Origin of the sequence: Stappia sp. BW2 (assembly GCF_008107695.1) — a bacterium.
Classification (GTDB): Bacteria; Pseudomonadota; Alphaproteobacteria; order Rhizobiales; family Stappiaceae; genus Roseibium.
In genome coordinates this window covers 33,790-55,074 of record NZ_VIRG01000036.1, presented here as the reverse complement: position 1 = coordinate 55,074, position 21,285 = coordinate 33,790, and the positions used below count along the sequence as shown (strand labels likewise).

The 21,285-nt window shown below is 59.7% G+C and carries 18 protein-coding genes; 15 read left to right on the top strand and 3 right to left on the bottom strand.

The window, feature by feature from the left end; genetic code table 11:
• Positions 1-10: 10 nt before the first annotated feature.
• Together FMN63_RS00545 and FMN63_RS00540 are read right to left on the bottom strand one after the other, a co-directional pair.
• Positions 11-814 carry a PstS family phosphate ABC transporter substrate-binding protein gene (locus FMN63_RS00545; protein WP_148582001.1) on the bottom strand — a complete coding sequence of 268 codons (804 nt, stop codon included), beginning with the start codon at positions 812-814 and terminating at the stop codon, positions 11-13.
• A 442-nt stretch (positions 815-1,256) separates the two neighbouring features.
• Entirely contained in the window at positions 1,257-2,291 is a 1,035-nt protein-coding gene (locus FMN63_RS00540; RefSeq protein WP_148582000.1) for a LacI family DNA-binding transcriptional regulator, read from the bottom strand.
• Positions 2,292-2,521: 230 nt separating this feature from the next.
• Between FMN63_RS00540 and FMN63_RS00535 the strand changes: the two genes are divergently transcribed.
• The 9 genes from FMN63_RS00535 to FMN63_RS00495 all read left to right on the top strand — a co-directional run bounded on the left by FMN63_RS00535 (position 2,522) and on the right by FMN63_RS00495 (position 12,566).
• Complete coding sequence (locus FMN63_RS00535) at positions 2,522-3,757, top strand: ABC transporter substrate-binding protein (RefSeq protein ID WP_148581999.1); 1,236 nt, start codon at positions 2,522-2,524, stop codon at positions 3,755-3,757.
• A gap of 147 nt (positions 3,758-3,904) precedes the next feature.
• Positions 3,905-4,795, top strand: a complete 891-nt coding sequence (locus tag FMN63_RS00530; protein WP_148581998.1) for a carbohydrate ABC transporter permease — start codon at positions 3,905-3,907, stop codon at positions 4,793-4,795.
• A 107-nt stretch (positions 4,796-4,902) separates the two neighbouring features.
• A complete protein-coding gene (locus FMN63_RS00525) occupies positions 4,903-5,787 on the top strand; it encodes a carbohydrate ABC transporter permease (protein ID WP_148582375.1) in 885 nt (294 codons plus the stop codon).
• 11 nt (positions 5,788-5,798) lie between these two features.
• Positions 5,799-6,890 (top strand): ABC transporter ATP-binding protein, encoded by a 1,092-nt coding sequence (locus tag FMN63_RS00520; RefSeq protein ID WP_148581997.1) that lies wholly within the window; start codon positions 5,799-5,801, stop codon positions 6,888-6,890.
• A 43-nt stretch (positions 6,891-6,933) separates the two neighbouring features.
• Positions 6,934-7,680, top strand: a complete 747-nt coding sequence (locus FMN63_RS00515; RefSeq protein ID WP_148581996.1) for a sugar phosphate isomerase/epimerase family protein — start codon at positions 6,934-6,936, stop codon at positions 7,678-7,680.
• A gap of 9 nt (positions 7,681-7,689) precedes the next feature.
• The gene (locus tag FMN63_RS00510; RefSeq protein ID WP_148581995.1) at positions 7,690-8,811 is read left to right on the top strand and encodes a Gfo/Idh/MocA family protein; all 1,122 of its coding nucleotides are present in this window, start codon (positions 7,690-7,692) and stop codon (positions 8,809-8,811) included.
• Positions 8,812-8,822: 11 nt separating this feature from the next.
• Positions 8,823-9,869 carry an L-glyceraldehyde 3-phosphate reductase gene (gene mgrA, locus FMN63_RS00505; RefSeq protein WP_148581994.1) on the top strand — a complete coding sequence of 349 codons (1,047 nt, stop codon included), beginning with the start codon at positions 8,823-8,825 and terminating at the stop codon, positions 9,867-9,869.
• Positions 9,866-11,464 (top strand): glycoside hydrolase family 43 protein, encoded by a 1,599-nt coding sequence (locus FMN63_RS00500; RefSeq protein ID WP_148581993.1) that lies wholly within the window; start codon positions 9,866-9,868, stop codon positions 11,462-11,464. Before mgrA ends, FMN63_RS00500 begins: the two co-directional genes overlap by 4 nt.
• Positions 11,465-11,507: 43 nt before the next feature.
• On the top strand, positions 11,508-12,566 hold the full coding sequence (locus FMN63_RS00495) for a sugar phosphate isomerase/epimerase family protein (RefSeq protein ID WP_148581992.1): 1,059 nt from the start codon (positions 11,508-11,510) through the stop codon (positions 12,564-12,566).
• A 168-nt stretch (positions 12,567-12,734) separates the two neighbouring features.
• Here the strand turns inward: FMN63_RS00495 and FMN63_RS00490 are convergent, their stop codons facing one another.
• Entirely contained in the window at positions 12,735-13,949 is a 1,215-nt protein-coding gene (locus FMN63_RS00490; RefSeq protein WP_148581991.1) for an ROK family transcriptional regulator, read from the bottom strand.
• 96 nt (positions 13,950-14,045) lie between these two features.
• Here FMN63_RS00490 and FMN63_RS00485 point away from each other — a divergent pair, with 96 nt between their 5' ends.
• The 6 genes from FMN63_RS00485 (at position 14,046) to FMN63_RS00460 (ending at position 21,086) form a co-directional block, all read left to right on the top strand.
• Positions 14,046-15,290 (top strand): extracellular solute-binding protein, encoded by a 1,245-nt coding sequence (locus FMN63_RS00485; protein ID WP_148581990.1) that lies wholly within the window; start codon positions 14,046-14,048, stop codon positions 15,288-15,290.
• Between the two features lie 25 nt (positions 15,291-15,315).
• Positions 15,316-16,209: a carbohydrate ABC transporter permease gene (locus FMN63_RS00480; RefSeq protein ID WP_148581989.1), complete on the top strand. Its 894-nt coding sequence runs from the start codon at positions 15,316-15,318 to the stop codon at positions 16,207-16,209.
• On the top strand, positions 16,206-17,045 hold the full coding sequence (locus FMN63_RS00475; protein ID WP_148581988.1) for a carbohydrate ABC transporter permease: 840 nt from the start codon (positions 16,206-16,208) through the stop codon (positions 17,043-17,045). Before FMN63_RS00480 ends, FMN63_RS00475 begins: the two co-directional genes overlap by 4 nt.
• Positions 17,046-17,068: 23 nt before the next feature.
• A complete protein-coding gene (locus FMN63_RS00470; RefSeq protein ID WP_148581987.1) occupies positions 17,069-18,211 on the top strand; it encodes an ABC transporter ATP-binding protein in 1,143 nt (380 codons plus the stop codon).
• Positions 18,208-19,161 (top strand): glucokinase, encoded by a 954-nt coding sequence (locus FMN63_RS00465; RefSeq protein ID WP_148581986.1) that lies wholly within the window; start codon positions 18,208-18,210, stop codon positions 19,159-19,161. Before FMN63_RS00470 ends, FMN63_RS00465 begins: the two co-directional genes overlap by 4 nt.
• A 545-nt stretch (positions 19,162-19,706) precedes the next feature.
• The gene (locus tag FMN63_RS00460; RefSeq protein ID WP_148581985.1) at positions 19,707-21,086 is read left to right on the top strand and encodes an IS1380 family transposase; all 1,380 of its coding nucleotides are present in this window, start codon (positions 19,707-19,709) and stop codon (positions 21,084-21,086) included.
• The last annotated feature ends 199 nt before the right edge of the window (positions 21,087-21,285 follow it).

Below are 21,285 nucleotides of genomic sequence, written 5' to 3'. Positions count from 1 at the left end.
ACCAATTGCGTTAGTTACTGACGGGTACGCCACCGTAATTGCTGATCAAAGTGTGAGCCTGATCGGACTGCGCGTAGTCGATGAAGGCTTTCATTTCCTCATCGAGCGTGCCTTCCTTGTAGATCAGCGCCAGGATCACTGAACTCGGGTATCCCGGGTCGGTCGGATGGTGACCATCGATTTTCACAACGTTCAATCCATCTTCCAACGGCTTGGAATAGGGGCCGAAAGCAATCGCTCCCTCGACGTCGCGGGCACTGGAAATTGCGTCCTGGGTGGTCAGGGCCGTTTTGGTGCGTGGCGAGAATTCCATTTCCGACCAGCCCGGCATCGTGGCTTTCATAACTTGTAATGTGCTGTCGGCATCTTCACGCCGAACCAGGCGAACGCGCAGATCCGCTCCGCCCAGTTCAGACCAGTTCGTGATGTCGCCGGAATACAGCCTGACCAGTTCCTCGCTGGTCAAGGCTTTCACGCCGGTTGACGGATGGGTGAAGATTGCGCTGGGGATTTTTGCAATCGGCAGATACACGAGGCCGTATTCCACCTCGCTGTCCTTCAGCGGACGCGCAACTCGGCCCAGGCGTTCCGTGCCCGAGCTGACGGCTGCGATGCCGCCACCAGAGCCAATGCTCGGCGGAATCTCAAGATCGATATCGGAGTATTTTTCGGCGAAGCCAGCCCCAATTTCCTGAAGCATTTCAAGCCCATCACCTGTACCCACAACCTTGAGTGAAGATTGCGCCGAAGACGCACCCGTCTGTAGCAAGAAAGTGCAAATGGACAATGCCAAGGCTAACGCCAGTCTACGCATTTTTATCACCCAAAATTGACGATACTATCTAGAGTGACATCCTGAAGTTAACTAATCGCTAAACCCCCGCGATAGTTTACAATAAAAGTGTAAGTAAATCAGGTTTTTCAAATAGAAATAAAATAATTTTGAAATCATACAGAGGGCGTATCCGGGAAATATTTGCCTAGTATGCAAATTTTACCGCCCGAACATATTCAGTCGACTAGCAAAGTGAAGGGTTCAGATGACCCAACTGAAAGCTGGCAAGATGTATTCAGTCTACTCTTAGGTTTTGTGCCTACATCGACGTCAAGTTGTACCAATAAAGCTGCAAACACATTTCTAGTATGGCCACCCCTTACACCTAAATCGAGAAAATCGTTTTTGAACAACCGAGACCAGACCGCTTACGACAGAGTGGTCTCTCCGCGTCTCTGAATCCCCGTGAAATGGCCGAAAATCAGCAATTTGGAGCGGCCGCACTGGCGCGCACCACCAGTTCCACATCAACGATGACAGGCTCGGCAGCAATTGCCTGCGAGGCGGTGGACGCCTCCAGACACTCCAGCAGCAAGGACACAGCCCTGGCACCAAGCGCCCGCCTGTCCTGACGAATGGTTGTAAGAGCCGGGACATAAAACTCGGAAAGTTCGATGTCATCGAAGCCGACGACCGAAATGTCCTCCGGTACGCGCAAGCCGTTTGCAGTCAGGGTCGAGATAAGGCCAAAGGCGACCTGGTCCGAGGCGCAGAAAACCGCGGTCGGGCGATCGTTCATTGCCAGAATCCGCTGGCCCGCCATCCGGCCGGATTCCAATGAAAAGTCGCCGCGGATGATCCATTCTTCCCGCGCAGGCAGTTCCAGCCGTGTCCGCTCGGCCATCATGCCTTCGCGCCGTGCGTGGGTGAGAACATTTTCCTGCGGGCCCGTGATATGGGCAATCTTTCGGTGGCCGAGATCATAAAGATGCCGAACGGCCAACTGAGCGCCGTGGAGATTGTCGCTGCGCACGGATGGTAACGCCCCGTCCTGCACCCATTCGCAGGCAAAAACGATCTTTCCCGAAACGCCGTTGTCCTCGAATAGCTGGAGTTCCTCGGACGAAATTGCGCCGTCCAGACAGATCATGCCGTCGATCTGGGCATCCAGAAAGTAGTCGACCACGTGTTTGCCACCGGTGGTGTGATCTTTCGTATCTGCAATCAGGACGGAATAGTCCCGGCTGCCAAACTCCGCGCTGATGCCGGCCAGTATCTGGGAAAAGAAGGGATTATCGAGGTTCGGCACCAGGACGAGAATGGCGCCAGCCTGCTGGGTGCGCAGATTGCGGGCCGCCCGGTTGACCCGGTATCCTGTCGACCGGATGGCCGCAAAGACGGTTTGTCGGGTAGCCTCCGTCAAAAGTTCGGGATTGCTGAGCGCACGACTTACGGTTGCCGTCGATACGCCCGCCTCGCGAGCAACATCCTGAATTCTTGCAATTTTCTGGGCCAAGGCCTGCTCCGGGTTTTCTCATGTCAGCGCCTGGACCGTTTCCGCCGCCGTCTCTTGGTCATCCTTGAGGCTGTCAGGCCCTACATTCCGGGTTGACACAAGACCATTTCCCGAGAATGATGAAATGTAATCGATTACATATAGCACACAACAAGATGTAATCGATTACAAAAATGCGGTGGAGGCCGCATGACGAGGACAATCGGACACGCCACGTTCGATGGGAGGAAATGATGAAAGCACTACGTGCAGTTTTTGCAGCAACCACCGCCCTTTGCGCAGCAACGGCCGCCAATGCGACAGACCTGGAAGTCACTCATTGGTGGACATCCGGCGGCGAAGCGGCCGCGGTTGCTGAATTTGCGAAGGCGTTCGACGCGACCGGCAACAAGTGGGTCGACGGCGCCATTGCGGGCTCCGGCGGTACGGCCCGGCCGATCATGATCAGCCGCATCACCGGTGGCGACCCGATGGGCGCAACCCAGTTCAACCACGGCCGCCAGGCCGAAGAACTGGTGGAAGCCGGCCTGATGCGCGACCTCACGGACATTGCGGAGGAAGGCAACTGGAAAGAAGTCATCCATCCCTCCAGTCTGCTCGACAGCTGCACGCTGGACGGCCGGATCTTTTGCGTGCCGGTGAACATCCACTCGCAGCAGTGGCTGTGGCTCAACAACAAGGTGTTCGAGGACAACGGCCTGGCGGTTCCAACCACCTGGGACGAATACGCTGCTGCCGCACCGAAGCTTGAAGAGGCGGGCATCATTCCGCTCGCGATGGGCCAGCAGCCCTGGCAGACGACGCTGGCGTTCCAGGTGCTTCTCACCGCGCTCGCCGGACCGGAGGCCTATACCAAGATTTTCGGTGAGAAGGATGCCGAGCTTGCCGGCAGCGAGGAGCTGGCAAAGGTTTTCCAGGCCGCCGCAACCGCGCGCGACATGTCCAAGGACTCCAACGTCCAGGGCTGGAACGATGCCACCACCATGGTCATCACCGGAAAGGCCGCAGGCCAGATCATGGGTGACTGGGCTCAGGGCGAGTTCCAGGTCGCCAATCAGGTTGCCGGCAAGGACTACACCTGCCTGCCCGGCCTCGGTGTCAACGAGGTCATCATGACCGGGGGCGACGCGTTCTACTTCCCGAAAGTGGATGACCCGGCCATCACCGAAGCCCAGGGCGAACTGGCCAAGGTCATGCTCTCCCCGGAAACACAGGTTGCCTTCAACCTGAAGAAAGGCTCGCTGCCCGTGCGCGGCGACGTTGATCTGGCCGCTGCAAACGACTGCATGAAGAAGGGCCTCGACATCCTGGCCAAGGGCAATGTCATCCAGTCTCCGGACCAGTTGATGTCGGCCGACAGCCTGACCCAGGTCAACGACCTGTTCGTCGAGTTCTTCAACGACCCGTCTATGTCCGCTGAAGACGCGCAGGCGACGTTCGCCTCGATCGTCGCAGACGCCGACTAACACCGGCAAAGGCCCCGTCGTCCGCGCCTCGCGCCACCGGAATTCCGGTGGCAGTGGCCGGGCGGCGTCCTCCAACCCTGCGCGCCGCGGCGCGCAGGGATCGCCCGACATCACCCTGGACGACGTCTCGACAAGGAAGTTTTCGGCATGTCCGCAGCTACGCGCCCCGCGAGGTGGCATCGGAACATCAGCGCCAAGGTGGCCGCAGTACCGATGATCATCACTGCCGTGGTGGTCTTCATCGGTGGAACCGCCTGGACGGTTCTTTATTCCTTCACCAACTCAAAGCTTCTGCCGCGTGAGAAATTCGTCGGCCTTGCCCAGTACGAACGGCTGTGGAGCAGCAGCAAGTGGCTGATTTCCATCGAGAACCTGGCCATCTACGGCGCTTTCTCGCTGGTTTTCTCGCTGCTGATCGGCTTCATGCTGGCGGCCCTGCTCGACCAGAAGATCCGCTTCGAGGACACGTTCAGGACAATCCTGCTCTATCCCTTCGCCCTCAGCTTCATCGTTACCGGTCTGGCATGGCAATGGATTCTCAATCCCGACTTCGGCATTCAGCACGTGGTGCGCAGTCTCGGCTGGGAGAGTTTCAACTTCGACCCGCTCTACAATCCCGAAATCGTCATCTATGGCATCCTGATCGCCGGCCTTTGGCAGGGAACCGGGCTAATCATGTGCCTGATGCTGGCCGGCCTGCGAGGGATTGACGAGGACATCTGGAAGGCCGCCAAGATCGACGGCATCCCGATGTGGAAGACCTATCTCTTCATCGTCATTCCGATGATGCGCGGCATCTTCATCACTGCCGTCGTGCTGATCGCCTCCGGCATCATCAAGGTCTACGACCTGGTCGTCGCCCAGACCGGCGGCGGGCCCGGCATCTCCTCCGAAGTTCCAGCCAAATACGTCTATGACGCCATGTTCCTGTCCCAGAACCTCGGCCAAGGCTTTGCCGCCTCCACCATGATGCTGCTGACGGTCGTCATCATCGTCGTGCCCTGGGCCTATCTCGAATTCGGAGGCAAGCGGAAATGACCAAGGCGCCCCACCTCCTGAAAGGCTCCATGACATACGACACTGCGCCGGAAGCCGGTCACGACCGGGCCCTGCGGCACGGCGACGGCACCTCGTCCGGCAACCGCATGGTTGAAGGCCCCGCCGGCCGCAAGCCGCGCAAGGCGCTGTCCCGCCGGAATATCCTGATCTACGGCACGCTGATCGTCGTCTGTCTTTATTACCTGCTGCCGCTTTACGTAATGATCGTCACCTCGCTGAAGGGGATGCCGGAAATCCGGCTGGGCAATATCTTCGCACCGCCGGTGGAGGTCACCTTCCAGCCCTGGGTGAAAGCCTGGGCGGAGGCCTGTACCGGCCTCAACTGCGATGGCCTGTCGCGCGGCTTCTTCAATTCGGTCAGAATCCTGATCCCCTCGGTGATCCTGTCGATCGCGATTGCCTCGGTGAACGGATACGCGCTCGCCAACTGGCGCTTCAAAGGCTCGGAAACCTTTTTCGCCATCCTGATCGTCGGGGCCTTCATTCCCTATCAGGTGATGATCTATCCGATCGTGATCATGCTGCGGGAAATCGGCCTTTACGGCAGCCTGACCGGGCTGGTGATCGTGCATACCATCTTCGGCATGCCGATCCTGACGCTCTTGTTCCGCAATTATTTCGCGTCTGTGCCCCAGGAACTGTTCAAGGCGGCGCGCGTGGACGGAGCCGGTTTCTGGGCGATCTATTTCCAGATCATGGTGCCGATGAGCCTGCCGATCTTCGTCGTCGCCATGATCCTTCAGGTCACCGGTATCTGGAACGACTTCCTGTTCGGCGTGATCTACACCAAGCCGGACCTCTACCCCATGACCGTGCAGCTCAACAACATCGTCAATTCCACACAAGGGGTGAAGGAATACAACGTCAACATGGCCGCGACGATCCTGACTGGCCTCGTTCCGCTCACCATCTACTTCATCTCCGGAAAACTCTTCGTGCGCGGCATCGCCGCCGGCGCGGTGAAAGGCTAACGAGACGACCCATGGAACCAAGCATCTCCATCAAGAACCTGTCCTTGAGTTTCGGAAGCCTCGACGTTCTGAAGGATCTCAACCTCGATGTCGGGAGGGGCGAATTTCTCGTGCTGCTCGGCTCATCGGGCTGCGGAAAGTCCACCTTGCTGAACTGCATTGCCGGATTGCTGGATGTCACCGGCGGTCAGATCTTCATCGGTGGGCGCAACGTGACCTGGGCTGAGCCTTCCCAGCGCGGCATCGGCATGGTGTTCCAGTCCTATGCGCTCTACCCGCAGATGACCGTTGGCGGGAACCTCAGCTTCGGTCTGAAGAATGCGGGCCTGCCCAAGGCGGAAATCGAGGAACGGGTGAACAAGGCGGCGAAGATCCTGCAGATCGAGCCGCTACTCAACCGCAAGCCGGCCGCCCTTTCCGGTGGGCAGCGCCAGCGTGCCGCCATCGGCCGGGCCCTGGTGCGCGACGCCGACGTGTTTCTGTTCGATGAACCGCTTTCCAACCTGGATGCCAAGCTGCGAGCGGACCTGCGCGTCGAGATCAAACAGCTTCACCAGAAGCTCTCCAACACCATGATCTACGTCACCCACGACCAGATCGAGGCCATGACGCTGGCCGACAGGATCGCCATCATGCGCGGCGGTCAGATCCTGCAGTTGGCTTCGCCCCACGAGATCTACAACCGGCCAGCCAGCAAATATGTGGCCGAGTTCATCGGATCACCGTCGATGAATTTCTTTGACGGAACCCTGGAAGAAACAGGTGGCAAGTACCGGTTCACGTCCGGCGGAAAGACCTTCTCGCTTGACGGCTATGACTTCCAGTACGGCCCTCCGGCAACAGGTCCGGCGTGGTTCGGCATCCGTCCGGAGCACATGGTCTGCGGCGCGGAGGCCGAAACGGCCCTTGTGCAGTTCGCCGGCACGGTGGAACTGGTGGAACCGCTCGGCTCGGACACGCTTGTCCGCTTCACCATCGGTGACAAGGCCCTCTGGGTACGGATGGACGGCCAGGCAACTGTCCGGCACGGCGATGCCATTTCCGTCGGCTTCGATCCGGCCCGCGCCAATCTTTTCGACAAAACAACGGAATCCCGGCTCTAGACCGGCCTCCTTCACGTCAGGCCCACACTTCAGGACACTCAAGATGGATATTTCCTTCCAGCTCTATTCCGCTCGCGACTTCACCCCCTGGGACGGCGTTCTCAAGCGGCTTGCCGACCTTGGCTATACGCAGGTCGAAGGCTTCGGCGGCAATTATGAGAACCCCGCAGCCTTTCGCGACATGCTCGACGCCCAGGGCCTCAAGATGCCGTCGGGCCACTTCTTTCCCATGGAGCAGTTCGAGGACGACATCGCCAAGGTGATCGACACTGCCAGGACCCTGGGCATGGAGCGGATCTTCGTTCCCGCCGTGCCGCCCGAGCAGCGCATTCCGGACGCGGCCATGTGGCAGTCCATTGCAGAACGGCTTGAAACCATCGGCCAGAAGATCCGCGATGCCGGCCTGCGGTTTGGCTGGCACAATCATCATTTCGAATTCGAGACCTGCGCCGATGGTCGGCTGCCGATGGACATCCTGCTGGAGGCTGCTCCATCCATCGAATGGGAAGCCGATATTGCCTGGATCGTGCGCGGCAACCAGGACCCGCTCAACTGGATCGAGAAATACGCAAGCCGCATCACCACCGCCCATGTGAAGGACATCGCGCCCGAGGGCGAATGCACCGACGAGGATGGCTGGGCGGATGTCGGCCAGGGCACCATGGACTGGCAAGGCCTTATGAAGGCCCTCAAGGGTGCCGGGGTCGATCTGTTCGTGATGGAACACGACAAACCGTCGGACTACGACCGTTTCGCAACCCGCTCCATCGCAGCCTTCCGCGCCTACTGAGGAAACCCCATGAGCAAGACACTTGGCATTGGCATCCTTGGGTGCGGAAACATTTCGGCCGCCTACATGCGCCTTTCTCCGCTCTTCAAGGGCATTGAGGTGCGCGCCTGCGCCGACATCAACGAAACGGCCGCCAAGGCGCGCGCGGAAGAATTCGGCCTGAGGGCTGAAACCGTCGACGGCCTTCTGGCAGCCAGCGATATCGACATTATCGTCAACCTGACGGTGCCCGCAGTTCACTACGAGGTTTCCAGACACGTTCTGGAGGCCGGCAAGCACGTCTATTCGGAAAAACCGTTCGTGCTGAGCCTGGAAGAAGGCCAGTCCCTTGCCGCGATCGCAAAGGAAAAAGGTCTCCGGGTGGGCTCGGCACCAGACACATTCCTGGGTGGCGCACACCAGCTTGTACGGCACCTGGTCGACAGTGACGCCATCGGCAAGGTGACTTCGGGAACCTGTTTCGTGCAGAGCCCGGGCATGGAAATGTGGCATCCGAACCCGGATTTCTTCTTCCAGCCCGGCGGCGGTCCGATCCTTGATCTCGGGCCCTATTATGTTTCCAACCTGGTGCAGCTTCTGGGGCCGGTGAAGCGGGTCTGCGCCATGAGTTCTTCCGGCTCCGAATACCGCACGATCACTTCGCAGCCGCGCCATGGCGACAAGATCAAGGTGGAAACACCGACGACCATTCACGCGGTGATGCAATTCCAGTCCGGCGCCCAGATCACCTATTGCGCGAGCTGGGATGTCTGGCAGCACGGCCATTCCAACATGGAGCTTTACGGCCGCGAGGGCACCTTGCATGTGCCGGATCCGAATTTCTTCGGCGGCGAAGTGCGCATGACCGACAAGGGCAGTTTCGTAACGCTATCTGAAGCCTGGCAGCACCCGTTCTCCAAGGCGAATGATCGTGGACATGCCAACTACCGGACAGCGGGCCTGGCCGATATGGCCCTCGCCATCCTGGAAGGCCGGCCACACCGTTGCTCTTTGGAGTTTGCTCTGCATGTTGTCGATGTGATGACGTCGATTCTCGCCTCCGGCGAGAGCGGGACGTTCATTGACATCAAAACCACCTGCGAGCGCCCGGAGGCCCTGGACCCGCAGGCGGCGAAAGACCTTCTCGTTTAACAGGATAGCAAATGACCTGGAAAGCAGCGGAATCGCGCTACGACACCATGGAATACCGCCGATGCGGGAAATCCGGCCTGAAACTGCCGGTGATCTCGCTGGGCCTGTGGCACAATTTCGGCGACGACACGCCGCTCGACAGGAAACGGGAGATTGCCCGGACCGCCTTTGATCTCGGCATCACTCATTTCGATCTGGCCAACAATTACGGCCCGAAGCCCGGTTCGGCAGAAACCGCCTTCGGCGAACTGCTGCGGACCGATTTCGCGCCTTATCGGGACGAGATGATCATTTCGTCCAAGGCCGGCTACGGAATGTGGCCAGGGCCTTACGGCGAATGGGGCAGCCGGAAATATCTGATTGCGTCCTGCGACCAGTCGCTGAAGCGGATGGGGCTCGACTATGTCGACATCTTCTATTCGCACCGCTTTGATCCGGACACACCGCTGGAAGAGACCATGATGGCGCTCGACCACATCGTGCGGTCCGGCCGGGCGCTCTATGCCGGCATCTCGTCCTACAATTCCAAACGGACACGGGAAGCGGCCGCCATTTTGAAGGACCTGGGCACGCCGTGCCTGATCCACCAGCCGAGCTATTCCATGATCAACCGGTGGGTTGAGGAGGACGGCCTGCTGGATACGCTCGACGACCTCGGTATCGGCTCCATCGCCTTCTCGCCGCTGGCCCAGGGCATGCTGACCAGCAAATATCTGAAAGGCATTCCGGAAGACAGCCGGGCGAACCAGGGCAAATCGCTGAAGACGCAGTTCCTGAGCGAAGAAAACCTCGCCACGATCCGGGCACTCAATGAGATCGCCGAAACGCGGGGCCAGACGCTGGCCCAGATGGCCCTTGCATGGGTGTTGCGCAATGGCCGGGTGACCACGGCGCTGATCGGTGCAAGCCGGGGCAGCCAGGTGGCGGACTGTGTCGGCGCGATTGCCAATCTGCAGTTCTCCCAGGACGAACTGAAGCTGATCGAGGAAACCACACGCGAGGCGGACATCAACCTTTGGGCGGCCTCGGCGGAACGGAAAGGACCCAGCCGGAAATGATCCGAAATCCCATCCTGCCGGGGTTCAACCCGGACCCCTCGATCTGCCGGGCGGGCGATGACTACTTCATCGCCACCTCGACCTTCGAATGGTATCCGGGTGTCCAGATCCACCGTTCAACAGACCTGGTCAACTGGGATCTGGTCAGCCGGCCCCTGAGCCGGGCGAGCCAGCTCGACATGCGCGGCAATCCGGACAGCGGCGGCATCTGGGCGCCGTGCCTTTCCAACGCGGACGGACGGTTCTGGCTGGTCTATACGGACGTCAAACGGCTGGATGGGAATTTCAAGGATGCACATAACTACATCGTCACGGCCCCCTCAATCGAGGGGCCGTGGAGCGACCCGATCTATGTGAGTTCACACGGGTTCGACCCGTCGCTGTTTCATGATGACGACGGCCGCAAATGGTTCCTGGTGCTGCAATGGAACCACATTTCCAATTCTGTTGGCGGGCACCCGCGCCATCCGGCCTTTGACGGCATCCTGCTGCAGGAATGGTCCGAAGACGAAGGGCTGAAAGGCGAGATCCGCAAGATCTTCTCCGGTAGCCCCCATGGACTGACGGAAGGCCCGCATCTCCACAAGCGCGGCCGCTGGTATTATCTAACCGTTGCCGAAGGCGGTACCGGCTACGATCACGCCGTCACGATGGCCCGTTCCCGGTCCATCGAAGGGCCCTACGAACTCCACCCGCAGACCCATCTCATCACCTCCAAGGACACGCCGGACGCCCCGCTGCAGCGGGCGGGCCATGGCCAGATCGTCGAGACGCCGGGCGGCAAGGTCTACCATACCCATCTGTGTTCCCGGCCGTTACCGGGACGGTTCTCGCCACTGGGACGGGAAACCGCGATCCAGAAATGTGAATGGCGAGACGATGGCTGGCTCTATCTGGAACAGGAAGGCACGGTTCCGAAAGTCGAGGTTCCGGGCCTGTCTGCGGCGGAACCGCGTCCACTTCAACGGGTGGAACGCAGTTTCACCGGCGACAGCTTACCGCCAGAGTTCCAGTGGTTGCGCACGCCTTATTCAGAGCGGCTGTTCTCGCTGACGGCCAAAGCTCTGCGCCTGACCGGGCGGGAAAGCATCGGCAGCTGGTACGAGCAATCGCTGGTGGCCCGGCGGCAGGAACACCTCAGCTACCGCGCGGAAACGACCCTGACAGACTTTGTTCCGACCACCTATCAGCAGGCGGCCGGACTGACGACTTATTACAACCGGCACAAGTTCCATTTTCTGGCTGTCAGTTGGACGGAACGGCTCGGTCGCTGCCTGACGATCCTTTCCTGCCCCGGAGACTGGCCGGACGGGCGCATGTCGTTTCCGGTGGATCCGATTGCGCTTGCCGACGGACCGGTCGAGCTTGCAGTCGACGTCAACGGTGCTCTCCAGCGTTTCTTCTGGCGGCAGCAGGACGGTGACTGGACCCCCTTCGGGCCGGATCTGGATGCCAGCGTGATTTCGGATGAAGGCGGGCGCGGTGAACACGGCTCGTTTACCGGAGCCTTTGTCGGCATGCTGGCCTTCGACATAACCGGACAGGGAAAAACCGCCGATTTCAGCAGATTTTCATACGCGCCAGAGGGAACGTGAGGCACCAGCCTTGCAACGCCCCGTTTAAACTTGGGAGACAATGATGGCTGGACTGATCAAAGGACCCGCGCTTTTCCTGGCCCAGTTTGCCGGAGATGATGCGCCGTTCAATTCGCTTCCCGCAATTGCCAAATGGGCTGCGGACCTTGGCTACAAGGGGATCCAGATCCCAACCTTCGACGGTCGCCTGTTCGACCTCGACAAGGCCGCCGAAAGCGATGCCTATTGCGATGAAGTCAAAGGCATTTGCGCAGATGCCGGCGTCGAGATCTCCGAGCTGTCGACGCATCTGCAGGGCCAGCTCGTTGCGGTTCATCCGGCTTATGACCTGGCCTTCGACGGTTTTGCGCCATCGCAAGTTCACGGCAACCCCAAAGCGCGGCAGGCATGGGCTGTCGACCAGATGAAAAAGGCGGCGATTGCCAGCAAGCGGCTTGGCCTCAGTGCCTCCGTCAGCTTCACCGGCTCGCTGGCGTTTCCCTATCTCTACCCCTGGCCGCAGCGACCCGCAGGGCTCATCGACGAAACGTTCAAGGAACTGGCTGCGCGCTGGAAACCGATCCTCGATGTCTACGACGAAAACGGTGTTGACGTCGGCTATGAAATCCACCCGGGCGAAGATGTCTTCGACGGTGCAACCTTCGAGATGTTCCTGGAGGCGCTCGGCGGTCACAAGCGCTGCCAGATCAACTACGACCCGTCACATTTCCTGCTGCAGCAGCTCGATTATCTGGCCTTTATCGACATCTACCACGAGCGCATCTGCGCCTATCACGTGAAAGATGCCGAGTTCAATCCGGACGGACGCCAGGGCGTTTATTCCGGCTATCAGGGCTGGGTCAACCGCGCGGGCCGGTTCCGGTCGCTGGGCGACGGACAGGTGGATTTCTCCGGCATCTTTTCCAAACTCGCGCAATACGGCTATGACAGCTGGGCCGTTCTGGAATGGGAATGCTGCCTGAAGTCGCCGGAGCAGGGCGCCGCGGAAGGTGCGCCCTTCATCGAAAGCCGCATCATCGAAGTCACCGACAAGGCCTTCGATGATTTCGCCGGTGGCGAGACCGACCAGGAACAGATCCGCAAGATGCTGGGGCTGAGCTAGGGGCGGATTTACCGACACTCCCCACCAACCTCATCCTGAGGAGCCGACCTGGCGGCGTCTCGAAGGATGGGCTGCTTGCCCGGGATATGCCGCCCATGCTTCGAGACGGACCTATCGGTCCTCCTCAGCATGAGGGTCGCTTTTCGGTTACGTGCGAGAGATGCGGCCTCACAGCAGCAGGTGCGAGACCGAAGGTGCGTAGAGGGCGTCGACGGCGGCGGCTGTGGCGCCGAGGGCGACTGCCGTTGCCCCGGACGTGCCGATACGGATCCTGTCTTCTTCCGGCGAACCGTCAAGACGGCGGGGAAGCGGGGACGCGCTGTCGAGGAGCGCCTGCAGGAAATCCGGGCAAATGATACCCCCGAGGATCAGCGCTTCCGGGTCGAGCATCATGTCGACCATGCTGATCATCTGGCGCATGAGCGGCGCGACATCTGAAATCCAGCCGAGAACTGCCGGATCCCGCTCGGCAAACAAGGCCTCGATCCGCGCGACAGAGCCCGGCTCGGTCGGTTCCAGACCAAGCCTTTCGCACAGCGCATTCAATGACAGGTAGCGTTCGAGGCATCCGGAGTTGCCACAGGAGCAGGCTGGGCCTTTCGGGTCGATCAGCACATGACCGATTTCACCGGCGTTTTTCGATGCTCCCGGATAGAGCGCACCATTGAGGACAAACCCGGCGCCAAGGCCCATGCCGAACTGGATGAAGGCGAAGCTGCTGAAACTGCGGCCTATTCCATAAACGTGCTCGCCCAGCGCCGCGGCGGAGGCATCGTTCTGCAGCACCACAGGCAGGCCGACCGCCGTCTGAAGCTCTGCCAGATTTTCCGGCAAGCCGAAATCCGAAAAGGTGGTGGCGTCCGTTCCGCTCAATGACTGCGCTCCGGTTTCGAAGGGACCGGGTGCCGCCAGGCCGACACCGAACAGACGTTCGGCCATGGCCGGATGGGCCGCGCGGAAGTCTTCGACCATCGACAGGATCCGGCTGTTGGCTGCCTCGGGTGTGGCCGCGGCCATGGCGGCAGTCGACTGCCAGGCAATATTGCCCAGCAGATCGCAGGCGATCGCCGTCACCGACAGCCTATCGACGTGGAAGCCGAGACTGTAGGCGTGATCGGGCCTGAGCTTCACCATCATGCCCGGATGGCCGCGCCCCCTGGCCTTCTGGGCATGCATTTCGACGATACCGCGGCTTTCCAGCTCACCGACGATGTTCTGCACCGTCTGGCGGGAAAGCGACGTGATTTCAGATATTTCCGTACGACCTATCGGCCCTCGCGTGCGGATGACTTCCAGCACCACGCGGTGATTATGCGTCTTGGCGCGGGTGAGGTTGGTACCGCTGGTGCGGAAGGAGGGGAGCATCGGCGCACTGTCGTTCATGGCTCCAATAGACCAGAAATTATTTTTTCTATCAATTTGACAAAATAAAAAAATCGAAGATAGGATGCCTCGCCTACACAAAAACCGGAGGGCGAGATGAACACGTTTGGAAAGATGATTTTGGGGTCCGCATTCGCGACCCTGGCCATGAGCACGACAGCATTGGCCGACACCACATTGAATGCACTTTTCATGAGCCAGGCGGCTTACAGTGAAGAAGACATCGAGTCGATGACCGCCAAGTTCGAGGAAGCCAATCCCGGCGTCACCGTGGCGCTGGAATTCGTTCCCTATGAGGCTCTGCACGACAAGATCATCGCAGCAGCGGGCGCAGGTGACGACGGCTATGATGTTGTGCTGTTCGACGTGATCTGGCCGGCCGAATTTGCAACGCGCGGCTTCCTGCAGGATGTCACCGACCGCATTCCAGCCGACTATACCGACAAGGTTTTCGACGGCGCCTGGACGACTGTCGAATATGACGGCAAGCGCTACGGCATGCCGTGGATCCTCGATACGAAATACCTCTTCTACAATACCGAAATGCTGGAAGAAGCCGGCATTTCCGCACCGCCCAAAACCTGGACAGAACTGGCGGAACAGGCCAGGCAGATCAAGGACAAGGGCATTGTGGAATATCCGCTGGTCTGGAGCTGGTCACAGTCAGAAGCGATGATCTGCGATTTCACCACGCTAACGGCTGCCTATGACGGTGCCTTCTTCAAGGACGGTGAGCCGGCCTTTACCACCGGCGGTGCCAAGGACGCGGTCACCTTCATGAAGGCGACACTCGACGAAGGCCTGACCAATCCGTCGTCACGCGAATATTTCGAAGAAGATGTCCGGCGCGTGTTCTCCAACGGCGAAGCAGCCTTCGCGCTCAACTGGACCTACATGAACGCCCTTGCGAACGATCCCGAGGAAAGCAAGGTTGCCGGCAAGGTCAAGGTTGCGCCCGCACCGGGCGTCAAGGGCAAGTCCACCGCCTCCAGCGTCAACGGCTCCATGGGGCTGGGCATTCCGGCCAACAGCCCGCATGCGGACGAAGCCTGGGCCTATATCTCGTTCCTCACGCAGCAGAACGTTCAGGACGACTATGCGAAACTCAGCCTGCCGATCTGGAAGGCGTCCTATTCCGAACCGAAGGTGATGGAAGGCCAGGAAGACCTGATTGCGGCGGCGAAAGAGTCCATCGCGGTGATGTATCCGCGCCCGCTGGTGCCGTCCTACACGGAAGTGTCCGACATCCTGCAAAAGAACATCCATCAGGTCCTGCTCGGGCAGGCAAGCGTGGATGAAGCGCTGGACGCTGCCGCGAACCGCGTGAAGCGGATCCGCTAAGCTTGCGTTTGACAGGAGACTGACCATGCTTGGCCGACGCCAGAAACGTGAAAAATGGATCCTTCTGGCGCCGGCCCTTGCCGTACTCGCGCTGATCACACTGATACCGCTGGCCAATACGCTGTGGCTCAGCTTCACCGACACGCGCATTTCAGCACTGCCGGAGCCGGTGCATTTCATCGGCCTGGAAAACTACGTCTACGCGCTTACCGATCCCGATTTTCAGGATGCCCTCTTCCGGACGCTCTATTTCACCATCGTTTCGGTGGGGCTGGAAGGTGTACTCGGCGTCGCCGTTGCCGTGCTGCTCAATCAGGAATTTCGCGGCCGGACGCTGTTGCGGGCGCTCATCATTCTGCCTTGGGCGGTGCCGACGATCGTCAACGCCGTTGCCTGGCGGCTGATCTATCATCCTGACTACGGCGCGCTGAACTCGCTGCTGTTTCAGCTCGGCATTATTTCAGACTACCGGAGTTGGATCGGCGATCCGGCAACGGCGATGAACATGGTGGTTCTGGCCGATGTCTGGAAAAACTTCCCGCTGGTGGCCTATGTCGCCCTGGCAGCCCTTCAGACCGTGCCGGAGGATCTCAGCAAGGCGGCCGCCATCGAAGGCGCCGGGCCCTGGAAGCGCTTCTGCTCGATCACCCTGCCCTGGATCGCGGGTCCGCTGATGGTGGTAATGGTGCTGCGAACCATCGAGGCTTTCCGCGTCTTCGACATCATTTACGTAATGACCGGCGGTGGCCCGGCAGACAGCACCAAGACCGCGAGCTTTTACGTCTACCAGGAATATTTCAACTACCTGAGAAGCGGCAGCGGTGCGTCCTATGCGGTGCTTGTCGCCGGCATCAGTGCCGTGCTGATCGTCTTTTATTATTCCGCGACAAAGCGGCAGACGGCAGGAGGCGCGGCATGAAACGCTCGCTCGTTCAATCCATCCTGCTTTACGGCTGCGCCCTGCTTCTGGCCGCCTTCACCGCAGGACCGCTGCTCTGGCTTGCCGTCATGAGCATCAGCGCGCCGACGGACCTGACCGAAGTTCCTCTGCACTGGATTCCCTCGCAAGTCGACTTCAGCCGCTATGCCAACCTTTTGAGCCTGGAAGGCGGCAACGGCGAACGATTCCTGATGGCGCTGCGCAACTCGCTCCTGACAGCGGGCGGAGCCACGGCAGCCGCACTTCTGCTGGCGATTCCGGCTGCCTATGCGTTTTCCAGGCGGCAGGCGTCAATCGTGCTGCTGTTTGCCTTCCTGGCAACGATCATGATGCCGCCGATCACCTATGTGCTGCCGCTCTATTCGACCTTCAGCAGCCTTGGCCTGCTGAACCACACCGTGACGCTGATCATCGTCTACACAGCCATGCTGCTGCCCTTTGCCACCTGGCTGATGAAGGCCAATATCGACGTTCTGCCGGTGGAAGTGGAACAGGCCGCCTTCATGGAAGGGGCGGGAACCGCCTATACGATCCGGCAGGTGGTGCTGCCGCTGGCCTTGCCTGCCATTGCCGCCACCGCGATGCTGTCCTTCCTGGTGGCCTGGGACGAGTTCTTCTACGCCCTGATTTTCACCAACGACCTCAGCGCGAAAACGCTTCCCGTGGCGATTGCGGATTTCTCTGCCGGGCGCGTCACTGACTACGGCGTCATCGCCTCGGTTGGCGTTCTGGCGACACTCCCGCCGGCCATTCTCGCCATCGCTTTCCAGAAATTCATCGTCTCCGGGCTCGTCGCCGGATCCGTCAAGGGCTGACTCAAGCAGGAGACTGAAAAGGAATGAACGCTGCAATGACGCAAGATCCCATCCTCAAAATCAGCAGCCTGCAGAAGAGATATGGCGACGTCGATGTCCTCAAGGACATCAATCTCTCCATGATGCCCGGTGAGTTTCTTGTTCTCGTCGGGCCGTCCGGCTGCGGAAAATCGACGCTGCTGAGCTGCATTTCCGGCCTGACCGACATTTCCTCCGGCACGATCCACATTGCCGGCAAGGACCGCACCAACGATGAACCCGCCGACCGGGACATCGCCATGGTGTTTCAGTCCTACGCTCTGTTTCCCAACATGAGCGTTGAACGCAATATCGGCTTCGGCCTTGAAGTGCGAAAGGTGAATGAGGCGGAGAAGAAACGGAAGGTGGCCGAGGTCGCGGATCTTCTGAAAATCGAGCACCTGCTGCATCGCCGCCCGGCGGAGCTTTCCGGCGGACAGCGCCAGCGCGTTGCCATGGGACGGGCCCTGGTACGTGAACCGAAGCTGTTTCTTTTCGACGAACCGCTGTCCAATCTCGATGCCAAGCTGCGCGTGACCATGCGCACGGAAATCAAGCGCATCCACCAGACGACGGGCGCTTCCATCGTCTATGTCACCCATGACCAGATCGAGGCCATGACGCTGGCCAGCCGGATCGTGGTGATGAAGGACGGCGTGGTGCAACAGATCGGTACGCCGCAGGAGATCTACAACACGCCGGTGAATGCCTTTGTCGCCGACTTCATGGGCGCGCCCTCCATGAACCTGATGACAGGCACGGCAACCCGCGAAGGCGATCATGTCCGGCTGCAGATCCCGACACCGGAAGGTCCACCGCTGGAACTGTTCGACCATGGCCGGGGACCTGAAAACCTGGCTGCCGGCGGTACGGCAGAGCTCATCATCGGCCTGCGTCCGGAAGCCATGACGGATCTCGGCATGCGGGCCAGCGGCATCGACGGGCGCACCCTGCAAAGCGCCGAATGCCTTCTGGATGTGGTCGAACCGGCCGGTGCCGACACCTATGCGGTCGTTCAGCTCGGGGGGACGGAAGCCATTGCGCGGTTGTCCGCTGATGCGCCGGTTGACGCCGGTCAGCGTGTGCCCATTGCCTTCGATCTATCCAAGATTTCCTATTTCGACATTGTTTCGGGTAACCGCTTATGAGCATTCAACGAGGCCTTGCCGCCGATATCGGCGGCACCAACACACGGCTGGCACTGGTGGAGAACGGCCGGGTTCTGGAAGACACGATCGCGCGGTTCCGCAATGCGGATTTCGAAACGCCGGAAGCGGCCATCGGCAGCTATCTGTCGGAGGCCGGACGACCGGTCTGCGCGTCCGCCGTCATCGCCATCGCGGCCCCCATCGACGGCCCCGCCATCCGCATGACCAACCATCCCTGGACATTCCGTGCAGAATGCATAGGCAAGGTTCTGGGCGGGGCAAACATTACCTTTCTGAACGATTTCGAAGCCCTGGCCTATTCGCTGGACGCGGTTCCTGCCGAACGGCTTCAGCCCGTTCATCAGCCCGATGTGAAGCTGCGCAGCAATGCGACACGGCTGGTTGTCGGGGCCGGAACCGGTTTCAATGCAGCCGCACTGTTTCACACACCCACCGGCCTTCATGTGGGCACCGGAGAATGCGGCCACGCGACACTGCCGGTCGAAACCGAAGACGAACTGCGTCTCTGGAATTATCTGGCTCTCAACCGCGGGCGTGCCTCCGTCGAACGGGCGCTGTCTGGCAGCGGCCTCAAGGAAATTCACGAGTGGTATTGTCTGGAGCAGGGCCTGTCGCCGCGAGACCTCTCGCCCGCCGAGATTGCCGAGCGGGCAAATTCCGGGACCGATCCGCTTTGCGTTGCCGCCGCCCGGCAATGGGTGACCTTTCTTGGCCGGGTCATCGGCGACCTGTCGCTGATGTTTCTCTCCCTCGGCGGCATCGTGCTGACAGGCGGCGTCACAAGAAGCCTGGCAAGATTTCTGGCGGAGCCGGAATTCATCAACGCCTTTTGCGCGAAGGGCCGTCAGCAGAAGCTGGTTTCCGGCATTCCCGTTCATCTGCTTGATGACGATTTCGCCGCCTTGGCGGGGTGTGCGGCACGGATGTAAAGGGAGGTTCGCCGCGGTCACTTACCGGATTGGATCATTCGGTTAGGCTGCGTAGGTAAATATCTTGTTTAGATCGCAAAATCGCCCCTCATTCGCACGCCGTGAAAAAGGCGATAGCGCGAAACGGGCACCGTCCAAAGTGCGAAATTCTTATCACTAACGATGCGGCATTGAGATTACAAAAGTTATAATCCCTACGACAAAGGATAAGTATGCAATCCAGCGATACTTATTCGAAAAACTATTAGAAAAATCTTCCACAAATTCTTGTATCGGTTTATTTTCTTTGATTATACATATGTTGGTGCCATTCCATCCGCATGTTACCCAATTGTTTTTTTGCATTCCATTTTAGCAACAACCGGTCCTGCATACACATGCAAACAATCTGTAAAAGTCCGCCAAAAATCGCAAGGATTAGGCCGAGCCCTCCAATATAATAATTAATGTTCAATCCGGATATCCCATATGGAAATCATTTTCCGGTCGGTCTATCGCGTGATAATTTATTAGCATCAATAGGTTAGCCTGCATGGAGGTTGGCTTTGGGAGCGAATGCGACGGGTGAAGCGGAAACGGGACCTTTGAGGCTTCATTTCAACCGCACGATCAAGCTCACGTTTCAGGGAAGCTCCATCAATTCCGATGGCGGATTGCTGCTGCACCGGGAACTGGATGACGCCCTTGGTCTAACCAACATGGCGGCTCAGATGATGGTTGACCCGCGCATTGGCAAGAATGGTCAGCACCAGATCGGCGGCTACCTGCGCCAGTCAGTCTTTTCCCGACTGGCGGGCTGGGAGGATGTGAACGATGCCGACCGGCTTCGGTCTGATCCTGTGATGCGGCAGGTCGTTGGCGGCAAGGCGGTGAAGACCAGCGCCGCATCGGCGTCGGCCATGGGACGGTTCGAGACAGAGATGCTGACACTGCCCGGCAACCTTGCGGCTCTTGCTGAACTGCCCGGGCGCTGGATCGACGCAGTGTATGACAAACAACCGCCGAAGTTCATCACACTGGACATGGACAGCTCCGAAAGCCCCGTGCATGGCGATCAGGAAGGCGTGATGTGGAACGGGCACCTCCGGTCCAAATGCCTGCATCCCTTGTTCGTGTTCAATCAGTACGGCGATATGGAGCGCTGCGCGCTTCGGCCCGGCAACGTCCATAGCGCTGACGGCTGGGAAGATGTCCTAAAGCCGGTGCTGGCGCGCTATTCCCGTTCGGCCCGCCCCTCACTCCAGCGGCAGCGCTTCCGTGCCGATGCGGCCTTCGCCATTCCCGCGCTCCTTGATCTGCTTGAGGATGAAGACTGGGATTACGCCATCCGGATCAAGGGCAATCCGAAGCTGCACTCCCGGGTCGAGTGGCTGAGCAAGCGCCGCCCGGGCCGCCCCCCGAATCACATCGTCCGTCATTACACCAGCTTCCACTACCGGGCGAAGAGCTGGTCAAAGCCGCGCCGCGTGGTTGCCAAGGTTGAGTTCCATCCAGGCGAGCTGTTCCCGCGCGTGGGCTTCATCGTCACCAACCGCAGCCTGCCAAACGAGCGGGTGCTGGCCTTCTACAATGACAGAGGAACAGCCGAGCAGCACCTCAAGGAAGGCAAGTACGCGATCAAGTGGACACGTCTGTCCTGCGTGAAGTTCGCCGCCAACGAGGTGCGCCTTCAGCTTCATGCGCTGGCCTATAACCTCGCGAACTTCCTGCGCACGCTGGCGACGCCGGAGGTGATCGAGACGTGGTCCCTGACAAGCCTGCGCGAACGCCTGATCAAGACCGGCGCGCGCCTTGTGCGTCATGGGCGCTACGCCATCTTCCAGATGGCCGCCGCCGCCGCCGCCCTGCCGCGGAAGATATTCGCAGGGGTGCTCGACCTGATCAATGGCCTGCGCAGGCCGACAGATAACCCGGTTCCGGCATGAGCGTCACCGCGATCAGATATGTTCAGCGCCACTTCAGAGGCAGCATTGGCGTGTCTGCCTTTCCGAACAGCCCCTCCCAAACAGCGTTCGAAGCACCAAACTCACGCTCCGCGTCGATGAAATCGCTCACACAAGCGCTCGGCGCTCAAGCTTGATCCCGCCACCACATCACGCCTATGATGGAAACCGAAGATTAAAT